Genomic DNA, 22,601 nt, shown 5'->3' on the forward strand with positions numbered 1-22,601 from the left:
ATACTCCCTCTCGCTCAGTGCACCTGGAGCTCGGGCTGACGGCCCGCTTCGGTGCCGGCGCTGTTCTTGCGCGACTGATAGCACTTCAAAACGCTGCGTGATGTCTCGATCTTGAGCTTGCCGAAATCGCGTTCGCTATCGTGGAGCTCACGCGCCGTGATCAGATGATCCTTGGCGCCGAGGAACAGCAGCGACATGGTCGTGTCCCAGGAGAAGTCGAGCGCCTTGCACAGCACCAGGATCATCTCGCGATTGCGGTCCATCATCGCACGCTCGATCACGTCGACCGGCAGCGACGACAACAGTGACAGGCCGATCTGCACCTCGTCGAACCGGTGCTGGCGCGCGTAGTTCGAGATCGAATCCTGGTTGAGGTTGCCCTGCCGGTACTGCGTCGTCACCACGCGCTTGGCGACGAAATAGCTGCGCGAGGACGGACCGAACTTGGACTGCAGGTCGCCGGTGACCCCTGTCACCGAGCTCTGGATCTGCGCCATCATCTCGGGTCGCTCGGTCTCGAGCCGGTGGCGGACGTCTTCCGACGCCTTCGAGATCAGCTGCTGGAAGATGTGGCGCGGCACGTCCTTGCGTAGGCCAAGCTGCTCGGCAAGAATCGAGTCGCCCTCGGCGCGGCGGACCATGTGGAGCAGGCCCGAACCGGAGAAGCGCGCGCCCTCGTTCCTGGCAACCGACGTCACGACCGCCTGGTCGCCGCGCTTGACCAGCACGTCGGTGACGGCCTCGCCGATCGATTTGCGCTGGGCGATCGCGAGCAGGTGCGACTGGCCCTTGGTCATGGCGCTCTCGACCAGCATCTTCTCGTCGATGCGCGTGGAGTCGCGCAGCACGGGACCGGCGACGGCGATCTCGTCGTCGAGGGCGAGCTTCTCGATGACGTTGAGCGGGGCGTGATCGCACGCCGACATCAACTCCGAGAGCTGCGCGCGCGCGGCGACCTCGATCTCGTCGGCGAGCCGGCCGATCACCTCGCCGAACGTGCTGATCTCGTCGTCGCTGTAGCGGCCGGTGATCAGAATGTCGGTCGCATGCCACAACGCCTTCGTCCGGCTTTCGTCGGAGCCGCGCGCGATCGCGTCGTCCAGATCCTGCAGAAGTGTTGTCGCCCCGTTCATCTCGATATCCCCAGTTCTTGGCGAACCGTCCCGCCTGTGCTGGCGCGACGCCGAATTCCTCTGGGAGCCAGACTAGGGAACAAACGCGCAAATCCGGTAAAATCGGCAGAGCAGTTTTGCCGAGCAAAATTCATTAAAATGCGAGGGAATTCATTTAGGCCCGCGTAACATCGCGCGTCGCTCGGGTCTGCCCGCTCGTTACGGATTCGACGGCGTCAGAACCAGCGGCGGCTTTGGCCTGGGCTTTGCGGGCGGCGGGCCCGGGGCCGGCCTCACGTCGATCGGCGGAGGCAACGGTGCGATCTGCTGGCTTGCAAGCGGCGGGCTCGGCGCTGCGGGAGCTGCCTGCGGCGCCTTCGGCGTCGGCGTGACCCTGATATCGACCTTGGGCTTCGGCGGCGGCGCGCGGCGCGGATCGCGGCCGGGCATCGGTACATCCAGCAGCGACGGCTCCGGCGCTGGGTCTGGCGAGACCAGCGTCGGCAGCGCGGCGGTTGCCGGCGGCGGCTCGCCGCGCTCGATCGCGTCCAGCCGCCGCGTTTCGCGGTCGATCATGCGCACCGCCAGCCACGAGGACAGCGGCCCGAGATCGACGGTGCGGCTGAGCCTGTCCGGGGGACCTGCAGCGAACAGCTGAATCTCCGGCGGCGCGCCGGACAGCCCGGTCATGATCGGCGTCAGGCTGGCGCGGATGTCGGCCTGGTCGGCGGGAATGTCGTAGCCGCCGGAGACGATGGCACGCGCGTTCTTCGCCTCTAACGACGTGGCACCGACGCGCAGGCGTCCGTCGCGGATCGTGAACGGGAACTGCGCCGAGGCCACTGCGATCGGACCTGCCGACAGCGCGGGTTCGACCAGCTGCCGCAATCGATTGTCGTCGGCAACCTGCCCGCCATCGCTGGCCCGGATCGCAATCTCGAAGGCGCGGGGATTGAGGCCGGCGATCTCGGCGGACTCGAGCGTCACCGTGCCATTGCCGGCGAGCGCGCCGGTCAAGGCCGCGACACTGCGGCCCTGGCTGGTCAGCGCCATCTGCGCCGAGGCGCGTCCCTTCGGCAGCGCGAGGTCGCGATAGCGCAGCACCGCCGCATCGACATTGCCGAGCTCGATACGCGCGTTCAACGTCAGACCATTGGCGCCATTGCGCGCATCCAGGTTCGCCGATATCTCGCCGCCGCCGACGCCGCCCATGAGTGCATCGAGCGCGAGCGACTGACCGTCGCTTCGGATCGTACCGCCAAAGGGGCGCAGCTCGATGCCGCCGGGCAATGTGCCGCGCAAGGCCTGAAAAGCGATGCGGCCGCGCCAGCCACCGAGGAGCCCCGCACTCAAGGGATCGCCGCCGTCGTGTCCGGCCGCGCCGATCGCCACCGCGAGCGCCGGCACGAGGTCGAGCGTGTCCAGGCCGACTTCGCCATCGACGCTCTTCTCCTGATCGAGCGTCACCGCCAGATGACCGCGCAGATGCGAGCCGACCGCGCTGCTGTCGAGGTCGTCGAAGGTCAGGCGGTTGCCGGAGAAGCCGACGCGCGAGGACAGATTGACGGTCTGCACCGATTTATCGGCCGGGCTGGTCCCGAACAGCGGCGCCAGATTGGCATTGCGCACGCGCAAATTCACGCTGCCTTTCGGCTCCGACAATTCGACGCTGCCTTGTGCGTCCGCGTCCAGCCCGCCGCCGCTGAGCTTTGCGTTCAATTGCAGCTGATGGCGCCACGCGCCGCTCAAGCGGCCTTCGAACCGGGAAGCGCCCTCGCCTGCGGCCACCACGCGGTCGAGCCCGAGCAAGCCCAGCAATGCACCGGCCTGCGGTGTCGAGACTCTCGTGTCCAGCGTGAAGTCGCTGTTGCGCAAGCGGTCGACATCGATGCCGTTGACGGCCGCTACGGGCATCTGCGCGGCCAGCGTCGCGGTGGCCTTGAGCTGCGGCGCGTCGAGGTCGAGTACGACGCGCGCGTCGTTGCGATCGGCATGCTCGGCGTTCTTGTCGAGGCTGAGGTCGAGCTTGAGGCGCGTGGCGCCGGGCAATGACGGAATGGCGTCGAAGCGCGCGCGCACCGAAGGCGCAAACGGCTCGAGCAGCTCCGTGAGCTCGCGCAGCGAATTGCCGGAGGATTTCAGCGCGAACTTGCCCGTGGCCTTGGCGCGGTCGAAGCTGCCGCTCGCTTCCGTGGTCACACCGCTGGCCTGGCCGAACCGCAACTGCTCCAACGACAGCGCCGCCGGACCGTAGCCGAGCTTCGCCGCAAACGGCCGCAACTCCTGGCCCGCAGAGATCGCGCGGCCGATATCGAGCGAAAGCTTCGCTTCCTCCGGCCATTCTCCTTGCGGGCCTCCTTGCGGGCCCGCGAGCGCGCGGACAAAGCTTGCGGCGGAATCGAGGTCGAGGCGGTCGGCCCTCAGCTCCGCGTCAATCCGCGAGCCCTTGCTCGCGCCGGTCTGGGCGAAGGCGATACGGCCTTCGACCGCACCGCCCTCGATCTCGGCCTTCAGCCTGTCGATGGCGAAATGGTTGGCGGCGATGGTCACGTCGCCAGCAAGGCGCAGCGGCCGCGTGCTGCGGCGGTTGACCTCGCTGCGGCCCTGGAGCCAGGCCACCAGCGTATCGGGATCGGAGGAATCGACGCTGAGACGGCCGCTGAAACTGTCGGCGCCGGGCGTCGCGCCGTTGAGCGAGAGCTGCGTCATGCCCGGCGCGCGCAGCTCAAGCCGCTGGAAGGTCCAGGACCTTCCGTCGGTCTGAAGCTCGGCCGTGATGTTCTGAAGCGGACGGCCGCCGAGCATGATCTGGTCGGAGTTGAACTCGACCTGCGCCGGGATCGGCGCCTGCGGGATTGCGGCTAGCCCTGCGCGGAGCGCCGGGAGGATGCGCTGCGGCTCGTTAGCGTCCTTCGCCGTGAGCTTGTCGGCATCGACCTGGCGCGCCGACAGCACCGCACGCAGCAGCGGCGAAGCGCCGAACTTGATATCGCCGACGCCGCCGAGCTTCAACGCGGTGTCTTCGGGGCCGAAGCTGGCATCGACCTGCTCGAACTTGGCGCCGGCCGGATCGGCCTTGAGTTTTGTCGTGAGCTTCCAGGGCATCCGCCCCGCTTCGCCCGGCTTCTTCGCCGCGGGTACGGCGAGCGTCAGCGCACCGTCGAATTTCGGAAGGCGATTGTCGAAGGCGAGCACGCCTTCGAGATCGGCCAGGATGGCGCGCTCGCCGGGATCGATGTTGAGGTGAAGGCGGGTGGCGTTGCCGTCGGCGCTCGGGCCGGAGGAGACGCGGAACGGATAGCGCACCCCGGTGGCGGTGAAACTGCCGTCGCCGCGGACCGAGCCGGCCAGCGAGCGCACGTCGCCGGAGAAGGTGATGTCGCTCAGCTCCAGCGTCGAACGGCTGGCGGCATCATGCAGCGCGATGCGGCCGGTGAGGTTCAGCCGCTCGATCGCCAGCGAGGCCAGATTGAAGCTGCCGCTCGCGACCGACGGCAAATCGACCCGCCCGCGCGCGTCGAGGCCGAGATCGACCGCCATACCGTTGACCGTAAGCTCGGTGGCGCGCCATTCACCGCGCATCAGGGAGCTCAGGCTGAACTCGACGTCGAGCTTGTCGGCGCGCAGGCGGCCGAGATCGTTGTTGCCGCCGAAGGTGACCGCGCGCAACCGCAGCGTCGGCGCCGGCAGGAGCCGCGCGTCGAGCTCGCCCGCCACCCGCACCGGAACGCCGATGATCCTGCCAGCCTCCGCCTCGAACTGGGGCCTGAACTGGTTCCAGTCGACGAAGTAAGGCCCGATCAGAGCGGCCAGCAGCGCTAGAATAAAGGCAATCGCCAATCCGAGCAGCGTCGTCTGCACGGGTCTCCCCTCGGCCAAACCGGATGCGGGCCTTGCCTGAGCCTTAGGGCCTCAGACGTACCGGAACAGCCCCTTATATAGGGGGAAGTGTGGCGAAGTCACAGCGACTGTTGCGCGCGGAGGTTAAAGCCGGCAGCTATCACCAGCTCGCGGGCAGCCACTTCAGGCCGCGCAGCACGAAGGTGGGCCGCCATTCCGGGTTTTCGACGTCGTCGATGCGCAGGTCGGGCAGCCGACGCAACAGCGTGGCGATGGCGATCTCGGCCTCGAGGCGCGCCAATTGGGCTCCCAGACAGAAATGGATGCCGCCGCCGAACGACAGCGGCCTCACATTCTGGCGGGTGACGTCGAGCCGGTCGGGGTGATCAGGATAGACCGCCGGGTCGCGGTTGGCCGAGCCCAGCAGGCAGAGCACGGTCTCGCCCTTGGGGATTTTCGCGTCGCCGAGATCATCGATATCCTCCAGCGCAACCCGCCCGGTCATCTGCACCGAGGAATCGTAGCGCAAAAATTCCTCGATCGCGCCCACCATCAGTTCCGGCCGTGCCTTCAGGAGCGCGAGCTGATCCGGATTGCGATGCAGCGCAAGCAGGCCGTTGCCGATCAGATTGACCGTGGTCTCGTGGCCGGCGCCGAACAAGAGGATGATGTTGGCGGTCAGTTCCTCGTTGGTGAGCTTGTTGCCGTCTTCCTCGGCCTGCACCAGCTGGGTGATGAGATCGTCGCCCGGGTTGCGGCGGCGCAGCTCGAACAGCTGCTGGAAATACATCTGCGCCATCATGTTGCCGGCGTTACCTTTCGCGATCTCCTCCGGCGAGAGCGGCACGGGGTCGAGCAGCCGTCCGCCGTCGCGCGAGCTGTTATAGAAAGTCTCGCGATGATCCTCGGGGATGCCGAGCATGTCGCAGATGATGGTGACAGGCAGGCGGAAGGCGAAGTCCTCGATCAGGTCCATGTGGCCGCGGTCGATCACGGCGTCGATGGTCTGGTCGACGATCTCCTGGATGCGCGGCCGCATGTCCTCGACGCGGCGGGCGGTGAAGGCCTTCACGACGAGACCGCGCAGGCGGGTGTGGTCGGGCGGATCGGCCTGCAGCATCCAGTGGCTCATGCTGCGGAAGACCGGCTCCTCCATGATCTTCTCACTATAGCGGCGCTTGGAACGCTCGACGAAATCCTTGCCGAAGCGCTTGTCGCGCATCACGAGGCTGACATCGGCGTGGCGGCTGGCGACGAACTGGCCGAACGGCGTCACGTGGATCGGAAAGATCGCGCGGAGCCGGTCATAATGCGGATAGGGATCGCGGATGAAGTCCGGTGACAGCGGATTGAACAGCGGACCGCCGGCGCCTTGCACGTGCTCGTTCATGGTGACCTCATATCGGTTGCCGCATGAATCGAATACGCCGGGCAACCCCTCTTGCGCAGCGTAACCATCCCCGAATTATAAACTCGATACATTGTTGTATCGAGTTGCATTCTGCCCTAAACTGCTGCGATGTCAAGGGTGAGAACCAGGCCGACCAGGGACGACACGCGCGACAAGCTGTTCGAAGCGGCCGCGCGAATGTTCGAGGAAGACGGCATCGGCGGCGCCAGCATCGAGGCGATCGCGGCAGCGGCCGGCTTCACCCGCGGCGCGTTCTATTCCAACTTCAAGAGCAAGGACGAGCTGATCATCGCCATGCTCGAGGATCATGTCGAGCAGTCGATCCGGCGCAACATGGACATCCTCGCGCAGCACGACAATCTCGATGATTTCATCGCGGCGCTGAAGACAATGGATCGTACAAGGCAGGATCCGCTCGGCCGTTCGCCGCTGCTGCACATGGAGATGATCCTGTTCGTCGCGCGCGCCGAGAAGCGCCGGCCTGAACTTGCCAAGCGCCTGCGGGCGCGGCGCAAGCTGGTCGCCGACATCGTCGAGGCCACATTGAAGAGCAGCGCGAAGGGCGACACGCTGAACCCGCCATGGATGGCCTCCGTCGTGCTGGCCCTGGAAGACGGCTTTCGCCTGCACCGCCTGATCGATCCGGAGACCACGCCGGCCGACAGCTTTTTGCGCGCGATCACGGATTTGCGGCGCAGGACGGGATTGGCCTCGGATTAGGACGAGCTTCAGAACTCTGTCGAGCTTTCACGCGCGATCGGCCTTGTGAAACGGATCAACCGCCGCTCAGGCGTGCGGCTGACACGGGTCACGATCGCATCCCACTGCCGCTTCTCGGCGGAAGCCCAATGACAGCGTCGGAACGCTCGTTAAGCCGCCAGCGTCTCGTCGACGCGTCCGAGCGCTCGACGAAGAGCTGCAAAGCAGTCCGGGTAGATTTGGGTGCCGATCATCTCCGCCATGATCGCAAGATCTTTCGTGACCGGCATCGCAGCGCGATACGGCCGGTCTGCGGTGAGCACGTCGAAGATATCTCCGGTCGTGATGATTCGGGTGTCCAGGCGATCCAGCCGAAGGTCGCGCCCTCCGCCGACCGCTTCGCCGTCTTTTCAATCTCACCGGCCGGATGGATGTCGAGAACGGTCAGCGCAGTTCTATTGCGCTAGTGTCCATGGCCGCGATCAAGGATGCGATCTCGATTGTCGCGAAATTGCAGAAGCTGTCGGAGACCGCATAGGGGAAGATGATCTTGTCGCGATGGCGCATCGCGCCGCAGGTATAGACAACGTTTGGAACATATCCTTCGCGTTCGGAAGGGTCTGGGCGCAACAGGGGCTCGCGCAGGCGGCCGAGCACCTTCGACGGGTCCCTTTTGTCCAGCAACGCGGCCCCGATCGAATATTTTCGCAAAGGGCCGACGCCGTGCGTGAGCAGCAACCACCCTACGTCGAGCTCGATCGGTGATCCGCAATTGCCGATCTGCACGAATTCCCAGGGGTATCGAGGCTTCAGAATCGGCTGGCCGCCATCCCACGTATGGAGATCGTCGGAAAAGATCAAATAGAGGTTTTCGTTGTCCTGGCGCGCGATCATCGCATATCTGCCCTCGATCTTGCGCGGGAATAACGCCATGCCCTTGTTGCGCGCGGCATTGCCCTTCAAGGTCGATAGCCGGAACGATACAAAATCGGACGTCTCGATCAGCTCCGACCGGATCGCGCGTCCGCTATAGGCGGTGTAGGTCGCGTAGTAGATCTTCTGTCCGGCGTTGCTGAATTGCACAAAGCGGGCATCCTCGATCCCGTTCGACTGCGCTTCGGTGACCGGAAAAATCACCCGCTCGCTCAGATCTTCCCCAGCCGCGAACGTAACGTCAATCTCGTCGCCGCCGGCGCCCGATGTCAGCCTGACGAGATCGGGGCTGGATGCAAGACGCCCCGTCGGGTCGATGGTCACGGCCCCGTCTGCCGCAATAAGCCCCGAACGAAATGTCAGGGAAGACACATGACCCTCGCCGACGGCACGAAGACTTAGGATGAAGCGGAGGCTGCCGTCCGGTGTTCCGGACTGATCGGGATGTGGCACGATACTCGGATTGAACAATGCCGAGGCCTCGAACGAATATTCGTTGAGAAAATAGGCGCCCGCGAGTTGGCGCTGGACCTTCGTGAATACAGCATGGTCGGCCAGCGCCTGTTCCATTTCCGCGGCGCGTGCCTCGAAGATCTGCAACAGGTTGCGGTGACGGCCGAGAAAATTCTCCAGAACGTCGGCCAATTGCCGGTCGGCCGTCTCGGGATCGAGCGCGAGAACCCGTTCGACGATATGGTTGGCGCGGGTCTTGTCCGTCGGATTGAGGTCGCGCGGCTCTGTCGCCGGCTTGAATGGCCGAACGATGACACGGGTCGGGTCCGGCCGCAGCTGAAGGGCTTGGCGTTTGAGGAAGGGAGATTGCGACAAAACGGCCTCGATTGGTTGAAGGAGTAAATCGTAATCGGCGCCGTCAAGCGACCAGAGGAGCAGGCTTGGCCCGGCTTTCGCTGAGGCGGGCAATCTGCCGAATCTCGGAAAGGCCAAGCAGATACGACACCACGGATTCCCCGCCCCGATTCTCATTAGGGCGATCGGGGTGCAGGCCATCCCGACAGCTTCCGGTTTCCAAATCGACCAGCGAGGCCGACAAATCGTTACTGCCCAGAAACCACGCGAATACCCGTGCGGCTTCGGCTTTCCACTCGACATCGTGATCGGCCCGCCACGCGGCGAGGCACGCCGCGATGGTCGCCGCGGCTTCCAGCGGCTGCTGGTCGAAGGCTTGCGGCGGTCGGCGTCGATCACCGAATCCCGCCGTGCCGATCGGGCGGAATTGGCCCTTCGCTGAGGTTTGCCGCTTCACAAGCCAGCGCAGCGACTCCAGCCCGATATTGACATAGCGCGATGTCTTGCTGGCCAAGCCGGTAATGATCAGCGCCTGGGACAAGCGGGCGTTATCGTAGGCCAACCCATCCTCGAACCAGACCCAATCGCCGGTTGCCACGGTATCGAAGATCAAAATCAACCGATCGGCAAGCACGGCACGCAGACGGGTCGCCTGGGAATCGTCCGGAACAGCCGAGCAGTAAGCATCGAGGCCCAGCAATACGAACGCCCACGCACGGGGCGAACGAAAACCTTCCACTGTCACCATCGCTTCGGAAAACAGCGCCGCGGCCCATGAGCGCCGCGACGGGCTGGCATCGGTAAGCGCGCAGACGCCCAAGGCCCAGAGCGTGCGTCCGTGGCTATCCTCCGACCCCCTGTCCTCCAACCAGCAGCGGTTGAAGCCCATGAAATTGCGAAATCGCCGTGTATGCGGATTCCAGGCGTGCTGGACGAAGGCGGCAAACCGCGCCGTCAGGGCTTCCGGCAGCCGCTCTTCGCCCGGATTGTTGAGCGCACAGGCCACGAGCAGTGCCCGGGCGTTGTCGTCGACGCAATAGCCGTGGGCACGATCCGGCACGCTATGAACGGCATGCTGAAACAGTCCGGTGTCGTCGCACATCGACAGGAAATGGCCGAGCTGCATTTCCGGCGGGGCGCGGCTGTCGCGCAGCAGCGTACCAGTATCCGTGCGCGCAATGGTCTTGAGCCGATGCCGGCGGCCCGCGTTCTCGAATACCGACATATAGCGTTCGGCGGTTCTTTCCCACGTCATCGCGCGGCTGCTCGAATAGGCGCGCTTGCGCATCGCCTGCCGAAGCACGTCGTTGGTGAGCAGCTTGGCGATTTCGATGCCAAGCGCTGCCGCATCGCCAAACGGAACCAGGATGCCGCGGCCATCGGCTAATAGTTCGCGGGCATGCCAATACGGGGTTGAAACCACGGCTTTACCGAGGCCAAAACTATAGGCGAGCGTGCCCGACGTCATCTGGGCTTCACTGAGGTACGGCGTTACGTAGACGTCGGACATCGAGATGAAATCGAGCAGCGTTTTCTTGTCGACGAACTGATCGAGGAACACCACGTGATCCTCGACTCCAGCCCGGCGCGCGTGCGCCATCAGGGCCTCACGATAGGCTTCGCCCCGATCTCGCACGAGGTTGGGATGCGTCGCACCGAGCACGACGTAAACGGCGTCGGGTCGGGTCTTCAGAATAGAAGGCATCGCATCGATCATGACTTCGATACCCTTGTTCGGCGACAGCAATCCGAAGGTCAGGATGACCGACTTGTTCCTGAATCCGAGCGCGGCCTTGGCCGCGTCGGGTTCGACAAACGCGAACTCCGGGATGCCGTGCGGGATGATTTCGATCTTCTCGTCAGCCACGTGATAGACGGAGCGCAACAATTCCCGACCTTTTTCAGCCATCACGACGACCTTGGACGAAGACTCGACGATGCGTGCGATGACATCGCGCTGAGCCTCTGTCGGCTCGGACAAGACCGTATGCAGGGTTGTCACGATCGGTATGGTCAGGCGCGACAAGAGCGCCATGATCTCACCTCCGGCTTCGCCGCCGAAAATGCCGAATTCATGTTGCAACGAAACGGCCTCGAAGCCGCCGCTGTTCAGATAAGCGGCTGCACGGACATAATCATCTTGCCGGTCGTCGTTGATCTCCAGGCCCACGGTGGGAGGATAATCGTAGACCTGGCCGTGATCGGTCATCGCGACGATGACGGTTTCCAGATCGCCCCGGGACGCCGCAATGGCGCTCTGCAAGTCGGTGGTGAAGGTCGCAATGCCGCAGCGGCGGGGAAGCGAATTCCCGATGAATGCGATACGATTTACGGCAGCCAATTTGGCGTCTCCGATTGTTTGAGCGCGGCGGTCTCGAAGGGGGTCGGGACCAGGGCGCTGGGAAAAGCGTGCGGTACGCGACTGGCGCTCGCGGCGCTGCGCTCTATTAACGCGGCAGGGTTTGCCTTCGGGCCGGGATAGGCCAGTAGCGCTTTCAACCCGTTCGCACCTACCTCGATTTCCGCATGGTCGGCTTCCAGGAAAAACGCGTCCCCCGGCGCGAGCCTCGTCGGGCCGAGTTGGGCGTGACCTTCGATCGCCAGCAGCCAAGTCTCTTTCGGTGCGTCGAGCATCCAAACGGAGCCCGGAGCAAGGTCAGTTTGCTCCAGCGCAAAATAAGAATTGACGGTGAGGACGGTTCGCGCGCCGCTCAGACGTTCGGAAGGCAATTGGATTTTGCGAGGGCCTGCCGTGGCCACCGCGACGGCATTGTCGATGTGCAGTTGGCGCCCTCGTCCATAGTCGAACAGCCGGAACGTGGCGTCGCTGTGCTGCTGGATTTCAACGAGCACGATGCCAGCGCCGATCGCATGAATGGTTCCAGCAGGAATGAAAATGACGTCGCCTGGATGAACCGGCTGCCAATGCACGATATCGGCGATCGAGCCGTCAGTGACCGCGGTTCGCAACTCGGCGGCAGAGCGCGGATAGTCCAGTCCCACCGCGACCTGCGCACCGGGGACCGCGGAGACGATGTACCAGGCTTCGGTCTTGCCGTTGGCAAGCCCGATCGAGTGCGCGAACGCATCATCCGGATGAACTTGAATCGATAGCGGCTCGGTGGTGAAGAGCATTTTGAGCAGCAACGCCGTCTTCGGCGCAGCAAGACCCGGGCGCTCAAACCACAATTCCCCGATCGGGCCGTCGCCGGTCGACGTCTGGCTCCAGGGACGCAGATCGAGGCTGCCCCAGGGCTTCGGCCTGGCTCGCACGATAGCATGTTCGATCGTCAAGCGGGCCTCCCAAAGGCTGTGGCATCAGTCGGTGACCGTGCGTGCCGGGCGCGGGCCGGTCCAGGGCGGGAGCGCATCCCATTCAGCCCTTCGCATGCGGCGTTCTTCATCGCCGACCTTGACGAAGACAAACGGGGCGTCGTCCTGCCCGGTCTTCGATCCAGTGAATGTGGCTGGAAGCCCGTTAAAGTCTCGAACAGCTGCTGTATTTGCCAAGGAACCTCCTGACCGATCTGCGCGCGAGATCGCTGCCGCAGATCAATCAAAAATAGATTCCCGATGCATGAGGCCGACACAGCGACCGGCAAAACAAGGAAACCGGGCAATGGCACCGCAGGTACCAGCCACTTCAGGAGATTTGTATTTAGGGGTATCAGACATCCGACCGCCTTCGTGGTTGAGGCGGGAGCGCAATGCTCTCAGTCACCGATAACTACCTGGGGCGGGCGGTGATCTCAAGCATATAGGAACGTCGTCGCCCAATAGCGAGACGAGAGCATCAATCAGATCGGCTTTATTAGCTGTATCTTTGTGTTGGCATTGCTCTATGGTCACACGACCTGACGTCTGAGTTGACGGGGGCAATTGCTCGATTCCAATCCTGGCCGGCTGATCCCCCTTTTCGGAAGGGTTTTCGGCTATCGGATGCTGCATGGTTTCAACGGATCATTTCCGGCAAGAGATTCGATCCCGGCTCGAATTGGCGAGCGCGCAAGGCCGGCAGAACCTGACTATCGAATGTGGCGAGCTTTACCGGTCCGTGAGCAAGCTGCCCCTTTTGAATCGATTGATGATCTTCTGCTGCAATGCCATGCGCGCCGAAATGGCCTTGACCGATCATTTGATTTTCGATGACAGGAACGCAAGCTTGCTGACCGTTCACTATGCATTGCCACGTCAATGCCGTCCAAAATCAAACCAGGTACGATCGAAGTAACGCGTTTCAGGGCGAGCTGCCCGTGTCCGCGGACATGGCACGCCTTCGGGATGCAAGCCTTCGGGATGCAAGCCTTCGGGATAATTGGCGCCGAGAGTACACGCCCTACGCCGACCGCTTCACCGCAGCCGCGTCAACCGGCTTGACATCAAGCCTGCCCAGCATCGCCCGCGCCTGCTCGGCGCAGTGCTCGATCAGCCAGCGCTCGAAGGCTACAGGCGCGAGCGCGGGTGCGTAGAGGAAGCCTTGCACGACGTCGCAGCCGAGTTCGGCCAGCACCTTGCGCTGCGCCTCGGTCTCGACGCCTTCGGCGACGACGGTCATGCCGAGGCCCTAGCCGACGCGCACCACGGCGGTGGCGATTGCGAGGGCGCCCGCGTCGCGCTCGATGTCGCGCATAAAACTGCGATCGATCTTCAGCTCGCGGATCGGCAGATGCGCGAGCCGGCTGAGGCTGGAATAGCCGGTGCCGAAATCGTCCACCGAAAGCCCGGCGCCGAGCTCCCGGATCGCGTTCATCGTCTCGAGCGCGGCGACGCCTGTCCTGCATGAACGCGCCACGTGCGGAACCTATTCAGCGCCGGTTCCCGCCTGAAGCTTGCCGGCCACCGCGCGTACCTTGCGCGGCGCGGCCTGCCAGATCGAGAGCGCCGACAATCCGCTCACGATGATGGCGATGCCGAAGGCAAGCGTGTAGTCGCCGGCCCGATCATAGAGCAAGCCGGTGACCCAGGGTCCCGCCGCGCCGCCGGCCAATGCCGCCAGCATGATCGTGCCGAAGATGCTGCCCTGGTGCTTGCCTTGAAAAATCTCGAACACCACCGCGCCCATGATCGAGGTGAGGCCGTAGCCGAGCGCGCCTTGCGTGAACACCATGAGATAGACCAGCCACAATGAAGGCTGGAATTTCAGTGCCATCAGCGCCGCGAAAGAGATCGCAAAGCCCGCGCAGCTGATCGCCCACACCCATTCCCGCCCGATCCGGTCGGAGACATGGCCGAGCAGGATCTGGCCGGGAATGCCAAGCAGGCTGACGATGCCGAGTGCCCACACCGCGACATTCGCACTGAAGCCGATGTCGAGCAGGAATTTGGTCTGGTGCACCTGCACCGCATACCAGATGTAAAGGCCGCAGAAATAGCCGAGCGCGATCCACCAGAACCGCGCAGTAGCGACGGCGCGCCGAAGCGTCCACTCGGTACCAACCCAGGCGGGATCGACGATGTTGGAGACGGGCTTTGCGGCACCCGCGGCCGGGGCGGCATCGCCGTCCGGCTGGAGGCCGATATCCTCGGGGCGCCTGTGCAGGAACAGATTGATCGGTGCCAGCACGATCAGGATCATCAGACCCATCGCGGTACAGGCGGTGCGCCAGCCGGTCTGCTCGATCATGTGCTGCACCCATGGCAGCAGCGTCACCGAGCCGATGCCGACGCCGGCGAAGGCGATACCGATCGCGAAGCCGCGCTTGCGGATGAACCAGTTCGGCAGGAACAGCGATTGTCCGGAATAGCCGAGACACACCGAGCCGGCGCCGACCATGACGCCGATGGTCACGTAGAGATGCCAGGGTTGGCTCGTGAGTGGCGCAAGCAGCAGCCCGCCGCCCATCAGAACCACGCCGAGTTCCATCACCGCACGCGGGCCGGCGCGATCCATCAGCCGGCCGATCAGCGGGCTGACCATGCCCGACACCACGAAGCCGAAGGAGAAGGCGCCTGCGGTGACGCCGCGCTCCCAGCCAAATTCGGAGATGATGGGAGGAAAGAACAACGAAAAGGCTGTGCGCGCGTTGACGCCGATGGCCATGGTGACGAAGGTCACCGCGACCACGACCCAGCCGTAGAAGAACGGAAGCCGCATTGTGTGTTTCATCCCTGGACGGTCCTTCGGACCATCCGGGAATGACCGGGTCAAGCGCTTTTCGCGCATGCCCGCTGAGCAAGGCGATCGCATTTGAAGGGCAACTCGGCGAACAACTACCCTGCGGCCATCTTTCGAGACGCCCGCTTGGGGCGGGCTCCTCAGGATGAGGACGGAGTGTACGGCAGCAGTTCAACAGGCGCCGATGCCGCTTAGCCTCATCCTGAGGAGACCGCGAAGCGGTCGTCTCGAAGGACGAGGCGCGCGCTCAGGCGGCGTTGAGCTGGGACGGTTCGACGGGCACGTCGAACAGAATCCGCTCGATCGGCTGCGGGCGGCCAAACAGATAGCCTTGCGCGAAATTGACGCCGAGCGCCTTCAGCCGCTCGTACTCCTCGCGGGTCTCGACGCCCTCGGCGGTAACCGACATGTCCAGCCCGCGCGCCAGCGTCACGATCGAGGAGATGATGGCGGAGCTGCGCGGCAGATGCGTGAGGTTGCGGATGAACGATTTGTCGATCTTGATCTTGTCGAACGGGAACGCGGTCAGATAGCTGAGCGACGAATAGCCCGTGCCGAAATCGTCGAGCGCGAGCTCGATGCCGATACTCTTCAACCGCTCCATGAAGGCGTGGTTCTCGACCCCGCGTTCAAGCAGTACGGATTCCGTGATCTCGATCTCCAGCCGCTGCGGCGGCAGCCCGGAATCCGCGAGCGCCGCGCTGATCATCTCGAACAGCTCGGCCTCCTTGAACTGGATCGGCGACAGGTTGACGGCGAGTGCGAGGTGGGAGGGCCAGCCGGCCGCGTCCGCGCAGGCGCGCCGCAACACGAATTCGCCGAGCGGCACGATCAGTCCGGTTTCCTCCGCGAGCGGAATGAACTGGTCCGGCGGAATCAATCCGCGGCTCGGATGCCGCCAGCGCACCAGCGCCTCGAAACCGCGCCGCGCGCCGCTGAGGGCGTCGACGAACGGCTGGTAGTGCACCTCGAGCTGGCACTGTGCGATGGCGTCGCGCAAATCGCCTTCCAGCGTGTTGCGGGCCTCGAGCTCGGCCGACATCGCCTTGTCATAGATGGTGAAGCAGTTGCGGCCCGCCGATTTCGAGCGGTAAAGCGCAAGGTCGGCCTTCTTCAGGAGCTGCTCCTGGTCGCTGCCATGATCGGGCGCGATCGCAATGCCGATGCTGGTGCCGATCTCGACGCGGTGTCCGGGAAGCAGGAACGGCTCGGCCACGAGCTTTGCGATTCGCCCGGCGAGTTCGGTCGAGCAGACGCGCTGATCCTCGCAAGCCTCCTGGATGATGGCGAATTCGTCGCCGCCGAGCCGGGCCAGCACGTCGCCGGTGCGCAGCGCGGATTTCAGCCGCTGTGCGACCTGACGCAGCAGTGCATCGCCGGCACCGTGACCGAGCGAGTCGTTGACGTTCTTGAAGCGGTCGAGGTCGAGCATCAGGATCGAGAAGGTCGGACCGCCGTCCTTCAAGCGGCCGTTGAGCTCGTCGAGCCGGGCGAGGAAGAAGGCGCGGTTCGGCAGTCCGGTCAGGATGTCGGTCTGGGCGAGTTCGAGCACACGCCGGTTCGCCAGCGACAGCCGCTGCGAATTGCGGCTTGCGAGCCTGAGATAGATCGAAAGCGACAGCGTCAGCAGCATGCCGACGATCAACACCGCGCCCGCGCGATCGTACGTCGTCTCCAGCGAGCCGCCGGCAGCCGGTATCGCGCGCACTTGCCAATCGGTGTCGCCGATCTTGAGATTGCCCGACCAGTGCAGGGCCCGCGCGACATCTCGCATCGACTGCGGCGCCGTGGCAGCCGACGAATAATCCGGCAGCATTTCCTCCAGGCTGACGATCTGCCCCGTGAACGGCGGATAGACGTTCACGCTGACCGCGGGGCTTGCGCCGGTGGTCACGCGAATGGACTGGATCAGCAGCGGCAGGTCGAACACGCCGACGACGAAGCCGGCGAGATTGCGGCGCCGGTCCACGACCGTGTCGCGCGACGTTGCCTTGGCGTAGACGGGAATGGCGACGAGGACGTCGGGCAGCCGGCCGCCCTCCTTCGGCTCGTAGAGGCGGGTGCGAATGGCCGCGACCCGATCGGCGTCGCGCGCGCGCTCGAGAACCGCGCGGCGCTCCGGAACGGTCGCGTAGTCCATGCCGTAGACCGAAGACGTCTTCGGCTGGGTCGAGTAGAACACCGGAAAATACTCGTCGCTCTGCGGCGCGCTCGCGAACGCATCGCCCTGGAGCGACTTGATGCGATAGCCGGACACACCGTCCGCGATCGCCGCGGCCTCGTATTCGGCACGCTCCTTGCGGTTCACGCGCGGCACCCACGCGATGCGCAGCATGCCGGGATGGCGTTCGAACAGGCGGGCGCTGAAGGTCTCGAATTCGCTGCGGGTGATCTTCTGGTTGGTCGATTCGAACAGCGTGCGCAGCGCGACGAGCCTGGAGATGTACTCGCCCATGCCGTTCTGCATGACGATCGCTTCGGTTTCGGCCGCGTTCTCGAACTCGATCTTGTTGACGCGGTCTTCCCATCGCGCCACTGCGGCCGCACCCGCAATCGAGAACAGAAGACCAATTCCGACCGCGACGAGCGCAGGACGATACAGCCCGAGCAGCGGCGCGGCACGCCACCATCCGGTCATACATCCCCGATCCTGATCGTTCTGATCGCGACCGCCCATTCCAGAAACTGCCGTCCCCTCTCCCGGTCAACCGAACCTCTGGTTGAGCCGCCGGAGCCACTATCGGAACAGGACCGCGGTTAAGAACTGCTCAATTTCGGAACCCGGGCGTTCCGCATGACCCGGCTTAGTTAATGCAGTGCGGGATGATGCGAACTTTGTCGAAGTAAGTTGCCGGTTCCCCGGAGTAGTACGGAGCCGTCGATACATCGCCGATTCATCCTGCGGAGATAGCTTTCCCGAAGCTCTTCCCCGCACCCGGCAAGACTTTTCCCGATGTATCGCGCGCGCGAGCCTGCTGCGCGCCATCAACGATATCGGCCGCTTCGACGTCAGCGGCAGCACCGTCACCGTCACCGTCACCGTCACCGTCGGCATGCGCATGATCGAACCGAAGGTGTTTTTGACGGTGACCCAGAAGGACGGGACGTTCAGAGCGGTGGACCGGCTGTAGAGCCGGATTTGACGAGACTCGCCTACCGCTTCGAAAGAGATGCGTTCCCTCCCGTTGTGGGTCAGGGCCAATCGCATAGGAAGAAACATATGGCTGGAAGCTCGACTGCGGCCATCCTTCGAGACGCCCGCCTGCGGCGGGCCCTCAGGATGAGGGATGAGCATGCGGCAGCATTTTCAACGCAGATGGATGCAGCTGAGCCTCATCCTGAGGAGGCCGCGAAGCGGTCGTCTCGAAGGACGAGGCGCTCGCTCAGGCGCCGCTGAGACGTCATATGCGATAGCCCTGCCTACAAGGGGAGAGCGAACGGAGAAGCGTGCGTTTAGTCGTGTGCCAAGCTCAATTCGACCTCAACAGATCACGCTCGCAGTCGATCAGGGCCGCCGCGTCCAGCGCTCGGCGTTGACCGCGCCCTGCGGAATCTCGCCTTTGACGATCGCTTCGACCTGGCGCACGGTTTCCAGCGACTGATATTCGATCGCCTGCGGCGTCAGCCCACCGACATGCGGCGTCGCGATGACGTTGGGAAGCTTCGCGAGTTCCGGCGCCGGCATCTGGTCTGGCGCGCGACCGACATCCATCGCAGCGCCTGCGATGCGGCCTTCCAACAGCGCCTTCGCAAGCGCCGCCTCGTCGACGAGGTTGCCGCGCGAGAGATTGACGAAGACGGCGTGCCTCTGCATGCGCGCCAGCGCCGCCTGCCCGATCAGGCACTCGGTCTCTTCGTTCGCAACCGCAAGGCAGACGACATAGTCCGACCCGGCAAGGAGATCGTCGAGACCGACCTGGCGGATCGCAGCATCACTGACTGTCGCAAACGGATCGGAGACCAGCACCTCCATGCGCAGCACTTTTGCCACCTCGGCGAGGTAACGCCCGATGCTGCCATAGCCAATGATGCCGATCTTGCTGCCGGCGAGCTGACGGCCCATCCGCGCTTCCGGCTGGCGGCCGGCCTGATAATCGGCCGTCGCCCGCGATACGCCGCGGGAGAGATCGACCATGAAGCCGAGCGCGAGCTCGGCAACGGCTTGCACGAAGCCAGGCCCGGCGCGGGTCACGAGCACGCCGGCGTTCGAGGCCGCCTCGACATCGACGTTGCGGATGTCGACGGCGCAACGGACGAAGGCGCGCAAGCGCGGCAGTTGCGCAAAGATCTCGCCGCGGCCCTCGGTCATGCGATCGGCCACGATGATGTCGATATCTTTCGCGGCGCGGACGAGGCCGGCGGCGTCCAGCGTATCATCGCTCTCGTGCAGGACCACCTCGGCGGTCGCGCGCAGGCCGCTCAGGCTGCGATCACCGTAGTAATTGCGGCGCATCTCCGGCGTGTGGGCCAGCAGGACTTTCACGGCAAGACTCCTTCAGTAGCCGAACGCGCGCGGCAATGCCGTGCTGAGCCATGGCACGAACGCGATCACCAGCAGGCAAAGGAACAACAGGCCAAGATAGCCCATGATCGGCTTCACCGTCTGCTCGATCGGCACGTTGCCGATCAGGCAAGCGCCGTAGAGCCCGAGCCCGAGCGGCGGCGCGAACAGGCCGATGCCCATCGCGATCACGAGCACGACGCCGAAATGCAGGGGATCGATACCGAGTTGCACGGCCACCGGCAGCAGCAGTGGACCGAAGATGATCAGCGCGGCCGCGCCTTCCAGCACCGAGCCCATCACGATCAGCACGCCGATCGCGAGCAGGATGAACAACCAGGTGCCGCTGGTCTTTGACAATCCCAGCATGAAATCGCCGACCGCATGCGGCACCTGCTGCAAGGTCAGCGTGAACGCCAGCGATTGCGCTGCGGCAACGATGAACAGCACGAGCCCCGCGCGCGTCGCTCCCTGCACAAAACTATGCGCGGCCGATGTGAAGCTGAGCTCGCGGAACACGACACTGCCGACGACGAGTGCATAGGCGACGGCAAAGGCCGAGATTTCCGTGGCGGTGGCAAAGCCGCTCTTGAAGCCGAAGAAGATCATGAAGATCAGGCCGAACGAGGCGATCGCGCCGCTCCACAGCCCCGACACCGGCATCTGCGGCTCGACGTCCTCGGTAGCAGCGGGAGTCTTGCCGAAGATGATGGAGACGGCGATCAGGGCCAGCGCCATCAGCGCCGCCGGCAACAGCCCTGCGACGAACAGGCCGCCGATCGACAGGTTCGCGACGAAGCCAAGGATGATCAGGTTGATGCAGGGCGGAATGGTCTCCGCCATCACCGCGGATGCCGCGAGCAGCGCCACCGCGCCGCCCGGATTCTGCTTGGAGCGGCGCGCAGCCGGGATCAACACGGAGCCGACCGCGGCGACATCAGCCATCTTCGAGCCGGAGATGCCGGAGAACAGCACCATCGAGGCCACCATCACGACGTTGAGGCCGCCGCGCATGCGCCCGACCCCACGCTGCAACAGCTCGATCAGCCGCACCGACATGCCGTTGGCTTCCATAAGGTAGCCGACGAGGATGAAGAACGGGATCGCGAGCAGCACGAAATTGTCGATACCGCGCGCCATCTGCTGGGCGAAGATCACGCCGGGCAGCGCGCCCTCGACCCAGATGAAGACCAGCGCGGCCAGCGCCAGCGCAAAGCCGATCGGCAAGCCGCCGACCAACGTCGCGAAGAAACCGATCAGCATCAGCGTTCCCGCCGACGGCACCGTGGCGGGCGACAAATAATCCCACGCGAGATAGAGGCCGGTCACAACGGCAATTGCAACGAGACCTCTGACGATATCAGGGAGCGGCCTTGCGCAAAGATGGTCGATCGCGAACACCGTCATGAACAGCGCGCCGATGCCCATCGGATAGAAGGTCAGCTCCAGCGGCAAGCCAGATCCGGTGGTCTGGCCCGCCGTCAACGAGCCGAGCTTGATGGCGTTGTAGGCGACGTAGCCCGAGATCAGCACCACCAGCAGCGAACTCGCGGCGTCGACCAGCGCGCGTAGCCGCACCGGAGCCAGATCGCGAAAGAAGGAGACGCCGACATTCTCGCCGCGCGCGAGTGCGCTCGCCGCGCCGAAGAAGGCCGAGCCGACCATCAGGCCGCGCGCGACGTCGTCGGACCATTCGACCGGCGCGTTGAAGCAGAAGCGCAGCAGTACGGAACCGCAGACAACGACGAGATCTGCGGCGAGCAGGATGGCTGCGATCGCGTCGCTGACGCGAAGCAGCAGTGCGATGCTCCCGTGGCGGCCGCCCGAGAGGGAGGCGGCGCCCGTCATCGCCAGCTCAGATTTGGCCATTTCAAGCTTGCGTGGCGCGGATGATGTCGATGACGGGTTTGGATTCCGGCCGCGCCTTGATGAAGTTCTCGATCTGCGGCGCCACGCGCTTTTTGAAAGCCTCGCGGTCGCATTCGGCCACTGTCACGCCCTTCTCGGTCAAGGCCGACAGCGCCTCCTTCTCGACCGCGAGCCCATGGGTACGCGTGTCGGATGCGGCCTTCTTCGCGGCGTCGAGAAAGCCCTCGCGCAGCTTCGGATCCATGCGATTGTAGGTCACGTCGCTGAAATAGATCGCGAGCGGCGAGAAATTGTGCTGCGTCAGCGCATAGAATTTCGCAGTTTCGAAGAACTTGCTCGCCAGGATGGTCGGCGGATCGTGCTCCAGCCCGTCCAGTACGCCGGCCTGCAATGCCGTGTAGATTTCGCCGAACGCCAGCGGCGTCGCGGCGGCGCCCATCAGGCGCAGGCATTCCGTGATAACGGGATTTGGCAGGGTGCGGATCTTGAGCCCGGCGAGATCTTCCGGCGTCTTCACCGGCTTCTTCGCAAGGACGCTGCGTGAGCCGAAATTATAGGCCCAGGCGATGATGCGGACGTTGCTGCCCTTGAGCAGCGCGTCCTCGATCGGCTTGGCGGCGCCAGCGTCGAACGCCTTGGTCTGCTGCGGGAAACTCGAGAACAGAAAGCCGAGGTCATAGGTGCCGACCAGCGGCACCAGATTGGCCGAGATCGACGAGCCCGACACCATGAGGTCGATGACGCCGAGCTTCACCGAGTTGATGACGTCGATTTCCTGCCCCAACTGGTTGTCGGGAAAGAAAGCGACCTCGACCTGCTCACCGAGGCCGTTCGTCTTCAGGTTCTTCACGAGATTGTCGTAATAGACGCGGCCGTTGGCGAATTTGGGATCGTTCGGCAGCGAGGAGGAGCATTTCAGCTTCAACGTCGCGGCTTCGGCGCGGCCAATCAGTGCGGGGGAGAACACGAGGCCGGCGGCAAGTCCCGTCGACGACTTGATGAACGCGCGACGGTTCACGGGTACGATGGACATAATGCGGTCTCTCCCCAATTATTATTTTTTCGCGCCGCGGTCGTTGCCGCAACCCGTTGCGCGGACTGTATGGCCAAAGCGATGGCGCAGGCAAGGCTTGCGGCCGGCCGTCGCAAGGCGGCGTGCGGCAAAAAGCAACGGCATCAGCGCGCGGCGAAACGACGATGTTTTGTGCGGGATTCCCGATCAGATCGGCATGGGGCCCGAGGCACGAAAGCATGCTTTCGCGCAGCACCCGAGATCAATCCAATTGGCGCATGGATCAATGCGCTATTCACATG

Annotated in this window: 15 protein-coding genes and 1 pseudogene; 3 read left to right on the forward strand and 13 right to left on the reverse strand. The window is 64.2% G+C overall.

Features of this window, described 5'->3' with window-relative positions:
* Positions 1 to 14: 14 nt before the first annotated feature.
* The 3 genes from IVB27_RS07110 to IVB27_RS07120 all read right to left on the reverse strand — a co-directional run bounded on the left by IVB27_RS07110 (position 15) and on the right by IVB27_RS07120 (position 6,342).
* A complete protein-coding gene (locus tag IVB27_RS07110; RefSeq protein ID WP_247442403.1) occupies positions 15 to 1,133 on the reverse strand; it encodes a DUF2336 domain-containing protein in 1,119 nt (372 codons plus the stop codon).
* Between the two features lie 198 nt (positions 1,134 to 1,331).
* Entirely contained in the window at positions 1,332 to 4,973 is a 3,642-nt protein-coding gene (locus IVB27_RS07115) for an AsmA family protein (protein ID WP_247442405.1), read from the reverse strand.
* Positions 4,974 to 5,112: 139 nt separating this feature from the next.
* Complete coding sequence (locus IVB27_RS07120) at positions 5,113 to 6,342, reverse strand: cytochrome P450 (RefSeq protein ID WP_247442407.1); 1,230 nt, start codon at positions 6,340 to 6,342, stop codon at positions 5,113 to 5,115.
* 129 nt (positions 6,343 to 6,471) lie between these two features.
* Here IVB27_RS07120 and IVB27_RS07125 point away from each other — a divergent pair, with 129 nt between their 5' ends.
* Together IVB27_RS07125 and IVB27_RS43210 are read left to right on the forward strand one after the other, a co-directional pair.
* Complete coding sequence (locus IVB27_RS07125) at positions 6,472 to 7,083, forward strand: TetR/AcrR family transcriptional regulator (RefSeq protein ID WP_247442409.1); 612 nt, start codon at positions 6,472 to 6,474, stop codon at positions 7,081 to 7,083.
* A gap of 128 nt (positions 7,084 to 7,211) precedes the next feature.
* Positions 7,212 to 7,529, forward strand: a complete 318-nt coding sequence (locus IVB27_RS43210) for a hypothetical protein (protein ID WP_345946840.1) — start codon at positions 7,212 to 7,214, stop codon at positions 7,527 to 7,529.
* Here IVB27_RS43210 and IVB27_RS07135 read toward each other — a convergent pair.
* The 7 genes and pseudogenes from IVB27_RS07135 to IVB27_RS07165 form a co-directional block, all read right to left on the reverse strand.
* Positions 7,507 to 8,823 (reverse strand): glycoside hydrolase family 130 protein, encoded by a 1,317-nt coding sequence (locus tag IVB27_RS07135; RefSeq protein WP_247347619.1) that lies wholly within the window; start codon positions 8,821 to 8,823, stop codon positions 7,507 to 7,509. The genes IVB27_RS43210 and IVB27_RS07135 overlap by 23 nt on opposite strands.
* A gap of 43 nt (positions 8,824 to 8,866) precedes the next feature.
* A complete protein-coding gene (locus IVB27_RS07140) occupies positions 8,867 to 11,143 on the reverse strand; it encodes a glycosyltransferase family 4 protein (protein WP_247442411.1) in 2,277 nt (758 codons plus the stop codon).
* Positions 11,131 to 12,096: a class I mannose-6-phosphate isomerase gene (locus IVB27_RS07145; protein WP_247442414.1), complete on the reverse strand. Its 966-nt coding sequence runs from the start codon at positions 12,094 to 12,096 to the stop codon at positions 11,131 to 11,133. Before IVB27_RS07145 ends, IVB27_RS07140 begins: the two co-directional genes overlap by 13 nt.
* A gap of 658 nt (positions 12,097 to 12,754) precedes the next feature.
* Entirely contained in the window at positions 12,755 to 12,979 is a 225-nt protein-coding gene (locus IVB27_RS07150; RefSeq protein ID WP_247347624.1) for a hypothetical protein, read from the reverse strand.
* A 159-nt stretch (positions 12,980 to 13,138) separates the two neighbouring features.
* Positions 13,139 to 13,592 (reverse strand): annotated as a pseudogene (locus tag IVB27_RS07155) (EAL domain-containing protein); the annotation flags it as partial.
* 11 nt (positions 13,593 to 13,603) lie between these two features.
* Entirely contained in the window at positions 13,604 to 14,896 is a 1,293-nt protein-coding gene (locus tag IVB27_RS07160; protein WP_247442909.1) for an MFS transporter, read from the reverse strand.
* Between the two features lie 268 nt (positions 14,897 to 15,164).
* Positions 15,165 to 17,555, reverse strand: coding sequence for a bifunctional diguanylate cyclase/phosphodiesterase (locus IVB27_RS07165; RefSeq protein WP_247442416.1), 2,391 nt, complete (start codon positions 17,553 to 17,555; stop codon positions 15,165 to 15,167).
* 178 nt (positions 17,556 to 17,733) lie between these two features.
* On the opposite strand from IVB27_RS07165, the gene IVB27_RS07170 reads away from it, so the two are divergent.
* Positions 17,734 to 18,048 (forward strand): hypothetical protein, encoded by a 315-nt coding sequence (locus tag IVB27_RS07170; RefSeq protein WP_247442419.1) that lies wholly within the window; start codon positions 17,734 to 17,736, stop codon positions 18,046 to 18,048.
* A gap of 374 nt (positions 18,049 to 18,422) precedes the next feature.
* Here IVB27_RS07170 and IVB27_RS07175 read toward each other — a convergent pair whose 3' ends face one another.
* From IVB27_RS07175 to IVB27_RS07185, 3 genes are read right to left on the reverse strand one after another with little or no spacing between them, the layout of a single operon-like run.
* The gene (locus IVB27_RS07175; RefSeq protein ID WP_247442421.1) at positions 18,423 to 19,400 is read right to left on the reverse strand and encodes a hydroxyacid dehydrogenase; all 978 of its coding nucleotides are present in this window, start codon (positions 19,398 to 19,400) and stop codon (positions 18,423 to 18,425) included.
* Between the two features lie 12 nt (positions 19,401 to 19,412).
* The gene (locus tag IVB27_RS07180) at positions 19,413 to 21,266 is read right to left on the reverse strand and encodes a TRAP transporter large permease (RefSeq protein WP_247347868.1); all 1,854 of its coding nucleotides are present in this window, start codon (positions 21,264 to 21,266) and stop codon (positions 19,413 to 19,415) included.
* Positions 21,267 to 21,288: 22 nt separating this feature from the next.
* Positions 21,289 to 22,320 carry a TRAP transporter substrate-binding protein gene (locus tag IVB27_RS07185; protein WP_247347633.1) on the reverse strand — a complete coding sequence of 344 codons (1,032 nt, stop codon included), beginning with the start codon at positions 22,318 to 22,320 and terminating at the stop codon, positions 21,289 to 21,291.
* Positions 22,321 to 22,601 lie beyond the last annotated feature (281 nt).

The sequence above is a fragment of the Bradyrhizobium sp. 197 genome, from assembly GCF_023073375.1.
GTDB lineage: Bacteria > Pseudomonadota > Alphaproteobacteria > Rhizobiales > Xanthobacteraceae > Bradyrhizobium.

What these genes read in the sequence shown, in the direction of transcription:
- IVB27_RS07125 (WP_247442409.1), top strand. Translation starts at nt 6,472, where the DNA reads ATGTCAAGGGTGAGAACCAGGCCGACCAGGGACGACACGCGCGACAAG.
- IVB27_RS07160 (WP_247442909.1), bottom strand. Translation starts at nt 14,896, where the DNA reads ATGCGGCTTCCGTTCTTCTACGGCTGGGTCGTGGTCGCGGTGACCTTC.
- IVB27_RS07180 (WP_247347868.1), bottom strand. Translation starts at nt 21,266, where the DNA reads ATGACGGGCGCCGCCTCCCTCTCGGGCGGCCGCCACGGGAGCATCGCA.
- IVB27_RS07185 (WP_247347633.1), bottom strand. Translation starts at nt 22,320, where the DNA reads ATGTCCATCGTACCCGTGAACCGTCGCGCGTTCATCAAGTCGTCGACG.
- IVB27_RS07110 (WP_247442403.1), bottom strand. Translation starts at nt 1,133, where the DNA reads ATGAACGGGGCGACAACACTTCTGCAGGATCTGGACGACGCGATCGCG.
- IVB27_RS43210 (WP_345946840.1), top strand. Translation starts at nt 7,212, where the DNA reads ATGACAGCGTCGGAACGCTCGTTAAGCCGCCAGCGTCTCGTCGACGCG.
- IVB27_RS07165 (WP_247442416.1), bottom strand. Translation starts at nt 17,555, where the DNA reads ATGACCGGATGGTGGCGTGCCGCGCCGCTGCTCGGGCTGTATCGTCCT.
- IVB27_RS07120 (WP_247442407.1), bottom strand. Translation starts at nt 6,342, where the DNA reads ATGAACGAGCACGTGCAAGGCGCCGGCGGTCCGCTGTTCAATCCGCTG.